The organism is Fulvivirga kasyanovii (assembly GCF_009711405.1).
Lineage (GTDB): Bacteria > Bacteroidota > Bacteroidia > Cytophagales > Cyclobacteriaceae > Fulvivirga > Fulvivirga kasyanovii.
The window spans coordinates 6,691-12,095 of record NZ_SMLW01000464.1 but is presented as its reverse complement, the minus strand read 5'-3'; the positions used below and the strand labels follow the sequence as shown (position 1 = coordinate 12,095).

The 5,405-nt window shown below is 44.8% G+C and carries 5 protein-coding genes; 4 read left to right on the top strand and 1 reads right to left on the bottom strand.

Annotation, left to right across the window (positions count from 1 at the left end; genetic code table 11):
- Entirely contained in the window at positions 1-1,314 is a 1,314-nt protein-coding gene (locus E1163_RS08155; protein ID WP_155170945.1) for an amylo-alpha-1,6-glucosidase, read from the bottom strand.
- A gap of 253 nt (positions 1,315-1,567) precedes the next feature.
- Here E1163_RS08155 and E1163_RS08150 point away from each other — a divergent pair, with 253 nt between their 5' ends.
- From E1163_RS08150 to E1163_RS08135, 4 genes are all read left to right on the top strand, one after another.
- Positions 1,568-2,191, top strand: a complete 624-nt coding sequence (locus tag E1163_RS08150; RefSeq protein ID WP_155170944.1) for a hypothetical protein — start codon at positions 1,568-1,570, stop codon at positions 2,189-2,191.
- 582 nt (positions 2,192-2,773) lie between these two features.
- Positions 2,774-3,544, top strand: coding sequence for an MlaE family ABC transporter permease (locus tag E1163_RS08145; RefSeq protein WP_425482688.1), 771 nt, complete (start codon positions 2,774-2,776; stop codon positions 3,542-3,544).
- Between the two features lie 3 nt (positions 3,545-3,547).
- Complete coding sequence (locus E1163_RS08140) at positions 3,548-4,333, top strand: ABC transporter ATP-binding protein (RefSeq protein ID WP_155170942.1); 786 nt, start codon at positions 3,548-3,550, stop codon at positions 4,331-4,333.
- Entirely contained in the window at positions 4,314-5,285 is a 972-nt protein-coding gene (locus E1163_RS08135; protein WP_155170941.1) for an MlaD family protein, read from the top strand. Before E1163_RS08140 ends, E1163_RS08135 begins: the two co-directional genes overlap by 20 nt.
- Positions 5,286-5,405 lie beyond the last annotated feature (120 nt).

Genomic DNA, 5,405 nt, shown 5'->3' with positions numbered 1-5,405 from the left:
TTAATGTGAATTTGCGGATTGCGACTTTAGATTCTTGCCTTCCCTTTCCATATTGATCATATCCACCACCAGCCCCGACCATGTGAAGTCCCTGGCACCATAACCCTCACCGGTAAAGGGGTTGTAATATTCGCGGAAGCCACTTTTGCCAATCAATGCCCGGATGCTGTCGATCATTTTTTGGGCTTCTTCGCCATACCCTTTTTCCATCAGGAATTTGTGCATAAACCAATTGTTCACAATCCATGTGGGCCCGCGCCAGATGTAGATGGAGTGAGAGGGGTTAAATGATGGTGAATTTAAAGCTACCGATGGCAACGGGTAATCAGGCTTAAACTCTTCATCATTGAAAAAGTGGGTATCCATTACTCGTTTTGAGATCTTTTCAGGAGTGCCATCAAGGATTACGGGGTAGAAAATTGTAGGGGTTAATATTCTTATTTTTTGATTATCCTTACCAAACACATCGTAAAAAGCGGCGTCTTTTTCATCGTACATCACTTCCAGAATACTTTTGTCTACCTCTCTGCCCAATTGCTTGAAATGCTCCTCTTCTTTGTCTCCCATTAATTGACATAGCGTGGCCATGGCTTTGAGGTTTTGGGCATAAATGGTATTAAAACCTACTTCTTTGACTCTGAAATACCCCTGCTTGTAGATCCTTCTGAGGTTGTAGTTGTTTACAAAGTTTCTGAAGTCAACACTAACCTGTTTTAAAAACAACTTCCAGTCGGCCTTCCCGGGCTTAAATCCCAGAGGCACGTCAAAGGTAGGCTTCCAGTCCATGCCAGACTCGAATGGGGAAATTATGGTGAGGAGGTGATCTCCGCCAAAGTCCCTGTTTTGCCGGAGCCAGTGGTAGTAAGTTTTCAATTTGGGCATTACTTCCTGCACAAAGTCAATATCTCCACTGAAATTATACACCCGCTCCACCGCCTGAGCGATAAGTGGAGGCTGGATCAGGGCGCTCATATGGCTTTTATAGAGGTTGCGCAGATGCGGACGCGACTGAAAAAAATCGGTCACCCTGCCGGGCATGAGCCTGTCCCAGTAGATCATGTGCCCTATAAAACCATTTTTTTCCTGTAAGGAAAGCAGGCTTCGCAGGTGCGATTTAGCCATTTCATATTCCCGGAGGGCAGTAAGTATGAACACATGAAAACAAGTATCCCAGAAGAACTGGTAAGGGTATCTCCCCGGGGCAGGCTTGGTATAGTGAAAATGGATAACCTGATCATCGAGGTGCTTCTCTCCATTGATCATGTTATCGTAGATGATGCTTCTGGTTTTATCAAAAATTTGCTCGTCTGTCATAAATTGGCAGGGCTTGTTTATTTAACAGCCATAGGTGCAAATCGTTTTATAATTAGCTTACCAACATCTATTTGCGGGAGTCTGTCAATCGCAAAGTCGAAATATGAGGGCATTCCGGAAATTTGGCTTGATCCATTTATCCCCACCTCTTGAATGACAGGAATCTTTAATTCAGGTGAGAGACGTCATCTGAGCCTATGCTTTTGCTGACGAACTTTAATCATCATTAAAATGAATTAAACATTCAACTCTCATGGATACAATAGATAAAACACCCGATAAACCCCTGTTGATCAAAATAGCTGACAAACTGAAAGAAACCCAACAGGAAGTGGATGAACTGGTGCTTCAATTCTCCCTGGGTAAGGCTGAGGCCAAAGATAAGTTTGAAGAAATGAAGAAAGAGCTAAAGCTGAAAGTGGCTGAGTTCAAGCAATCTGCCTTTGCCCAACAATTGTCAACAGTAGCCTCAGACATTAAATCAAGGCTCGAAACGCTGGAAAGGCACCTTAACTCAGGCCAGGCCGACACGACAAGGATATTCGAGGAGCAAAAATCCAAAATAGCACACGCTATTGATCAGTTGGAAATACAGCTAAAGAAGCTGCTGCCGGAAGAAAGAGAGCATTTTGAGCAGGAACTTGAGAAGTTTAAAATAAAGCTGGAGATATTGAAGCTATGGTTTTCATTGAAAAAGATCGAAGCCAAAGCTTCATTTAAAGGCCATATGAAAGAGGCTCGCCAAAAGGTTGACCAGCTAATGGAAAATGTGAAAAATGCTTTTGAATCGGATAAAGGCCAGCATCACGATTTTAAGCATGAAATTAGCCAGGCCTATGACCATTTGAAAAAGGCAGTTTATAGTTTGAAGTCCTGAGTCCGGAGTATTGAGTCTGTGGTGTGGGTCGGAAGTCGGAAGACCGGAGACCGAAGTTGTCTTGCAATAGTGGCTAAGGTTTTCGGTGTTTGGTAATCGGTGAGTTGAAGTGAACTGTAAAAGATGAACGAGGGTGTTAAAAGTATCGGAATTTTGGATATTTCCACAACACTACTATCCCCTTGAGGGGATTATAGGGGTGTTTTGAACTGGTGAACTATGAGTAGTAAATAAGTTTCTTTATCCGGTTCGTTATGGGTAGTTTTTGACCTGCCATAATTAAGATTGTGCCTATGAATGCCGTAGAGTTCTTCGAGAGACTCTACTGGGAAGTGGTTTATAGACCATTTCCTCTCCAAGGTCTTGTCCCCTGACAGACCATCTGCTGCCTGTTCTCCGACCACTATCAGCGTGCATGTCCCCTGACATGCACGGAGTTGTCTCCCTACTCAAGACTAATTACTCAAGACTATCTCTACTGCTCATTGTGACATGTATCATACCCATGCCTGACTAACGTCACAGTGTTCTTCCGATTTCCTTCTCAATTTTATCACTGGGAAATTATCAGTTATGGCGGGTATGTTTTCAATATTAAGGAAGAGCGAATTTCTTGTGGAAGTTGGCCATATAGCCAGGTTCGCAGCAAGGTTTTTTAGTGAAGGCTTTCAGCCGCGCTACGAATTTCGTGAATTTATCCGCCAGTGTTACTGGGTGGGCTATAAGTCGCTTCCCTTGGTTGGCATTACGGCTTTTATCATGGGGTTGGTGCTTACTATCCAGTCCAGGCCCACATTGGTTGAGTTTGGGGCGGAATCCATGCTGCCCAGCATGGTGGCCATTTCCCTTGTTCGCGAAATATCTCCGGTGATCACGGCGCTGATATGTGCAGGCAAGATAGGCTCAGGAATGGGTGCTGAGTTGGGTTCCATGCGGGTAACCGAGCAAATAGATGCCATGGAGGTATCGGGTACCAACCCGTTCAAATACCTGATCGTAACCCGCATACTGGCCACCACACTGATGTTACCGGTGCTTTCAAGCCTTTCCAATGCCATTGCGCTCTACGGTGGCTACCTGGGAGTGAATATCCGGGGAGCAGTGAGCTGGCATTTATATTGGTCGCAGGTGTTTGATGCTTTGAGCTACGGGGATCTGGTGCCCTCTCTGGTAAAAACCTTCTTCTTTGGTTTTGCCATTGGCCTGATCGGTTGCTACAAAGGTTATTATTCTACCAAAGGCACAGAAGGTGTAGGGCGCTCAGCAAACTCGGCTGTAGTTGTGGCATCCCTGCTGGTATTTATCATAGACCTGATCGCTGTTCAGATTACTGACCTTTTAAACCTTACCTGATCCATGGAAGCCCGGGCAGTTATAGACATAGATAAGCTGAACAAGTCATTTGGTGACAACCACGTGTTGAAGGATTTCTCCATGAAGCTTTATAAAGGAGAGAACCTGGTGGTACTTGGCAAGTCAGGCTCGGGTAAGTCAGTACTGATCAAGTGCATCATAGGGCTGATGGACCCGGACAGTGGCACGATCAAAGTGCTGGGTGAAGATATCAGCGATTACGACAGGCAACAGTTGGATAAAATGAGGGTGAAAGTTGGCTTTCTTTTCCAGAGCAATGCCTTGTATGATTCCATGACTGTACGAGAAAACCTTGAGTTTCCCCTAAGAAGGCACTGGATGAAGGAGACCCAGGAGCGGTCGGAGGTAGATGCACTGGTTATGGATGCCTTGGAGGATGTAGGCCTGGCGCATACTGTGGACATGATGCCGGCAGAACTTTCCGGAGGGATGCGAAAAAGGATAGCCCTCGCCCGGACACTGATATTGAAGCCTGAAATCATATTATACGATGAACCCACGACAGGGCTGGACCCTATAACCGGCCGGGAGATCAGTGAACTTATTCTTGAAGTACAGGAAAAGTACAACGCATCTTCAATTATCATCTCTCACGACATGAATTGCATCAGTATCACCTCAAACCGGGTAGTTATGCTGATTGACGGGAAATGCTATGAGGAAGGTGCATTTAGCGAGCTGAGGAAATCAAAAGATGAAAAGGTTCGCAATTTTTTTATTAGTGATAGCAGTATAAAAGACAAAAAAGATGAAAACCAAACCCATTGATAATGCCAAGCTTGGACTTTTTGTGCTGGCAGGCCTGATGTTCCTGATCTTCTCCCTTTATATGATAGGGCGCAACAGGAATTTGTTTGGTTCCACATTTACCATACAAGCCAGCTTTCAGAATGTAAACGGTCTTACACCGGGCAACAACGTCCGGTTTTCCGGGATTGATGTAGGCACCGTAAGAGAGATAATCATCGAGAGCGATACTACGATACTTGTCACGATGGTCATTGACAAGAAAGCCAGACAATATATTAAAAAGAATTCGGTGGCATCGGTAGGCACGGATGGTCTTATGGGCAACCAGCTTATAAACATCAATTCCGTAAGGGAAAAAGCCGACCCGGTTGAAGAGGGTGACAAAATTTACTCTGAACAACCCATTGAAACAGATGCCATGCTGCGTACACTGAATACTACCAATGATAACATTGCGATTATAACCGGAGACCTGCGAAAAATCACACGCAAAATAAATAACAGCAACAGTTTATGGCAGCTATTATCTGACACACTTATAGCCAAAGACCTGAAACAAGCAGCCGTTAACATCAGGCTGGCGGGAAAAAATGCCTCTTACGCTGCCCATGAAGTGGCTGACCTGGCCAAAAGTATCAAACAAGGTCAGGGGCTGGCAGGAACATTGATCACAGATACAGCGCTTGTTTCAAACCTGAAAGGCAGCCTGGCAGACATTCACCAGGCTAGTGAGGAAACCGCCAAAGCCGCCAATGACCTGGGTGAATTGCTGCAAGGACTTAAAGACGGAGAAGGTACTGCCGGGGCCTTGCTTTCAGATACGATAGTACTGCACAAACTCAACCAGAGCCTTGAAAACATAGAAGAAGGTACGGCGAGGTTCAATGAAAATATGGAAGCCATGAAGCACAACTTCCTGTTTCGCAGATACTTTAAAAAGCAGGAGAAGTTGAAGAAGAAAGAGAACTAATGCTTTTAACTCTGACAGGGCTCGAAGCTCTGTCAGAGCTAAAAAATTAAAACATTAGTGTGTCAAGCGTAAAACTGAGGAGTAACAGGATAAAAGCTGAAAGTCGCGACTAAAAGATCG

Coding starts and splice junctions, on each gene's coding strand:
- E1163_RS08155 (WP_155170945.1), bottom strand. CDS start 1,314: ATGACAGACGAGCAAATTTTTGATAAAACCAGAAGCATCATCTACGAT.
- E1163_RS08150 (WP_155170944.1), top strand. CDS start 1,568: ATGGATACAATAGATAAAACACCCGATAAACCCCTGTTGATCAAAATA.
- E1163_RS08145 (WP_425482688.1), top strand. CDS start 2,774: ATGTTTTCAATATTAAGGAAGAGCGAATTTCTTGTGGAAGTTGGCCAT.
- E1163_RS08140 (WP_155170942.1), top strand. CDS start 3,548: ATGGAAGCCCGGGCAGTTATAGACATAGATAAGCTGAACAAGTCATTT.
- E1163_RS08135 (WP_155170941.1), top strand. CDS start 4,314: ATGAAAACCAAACCCATTGATAATGCCAAGCTTGGACTTTTTGTGCTG.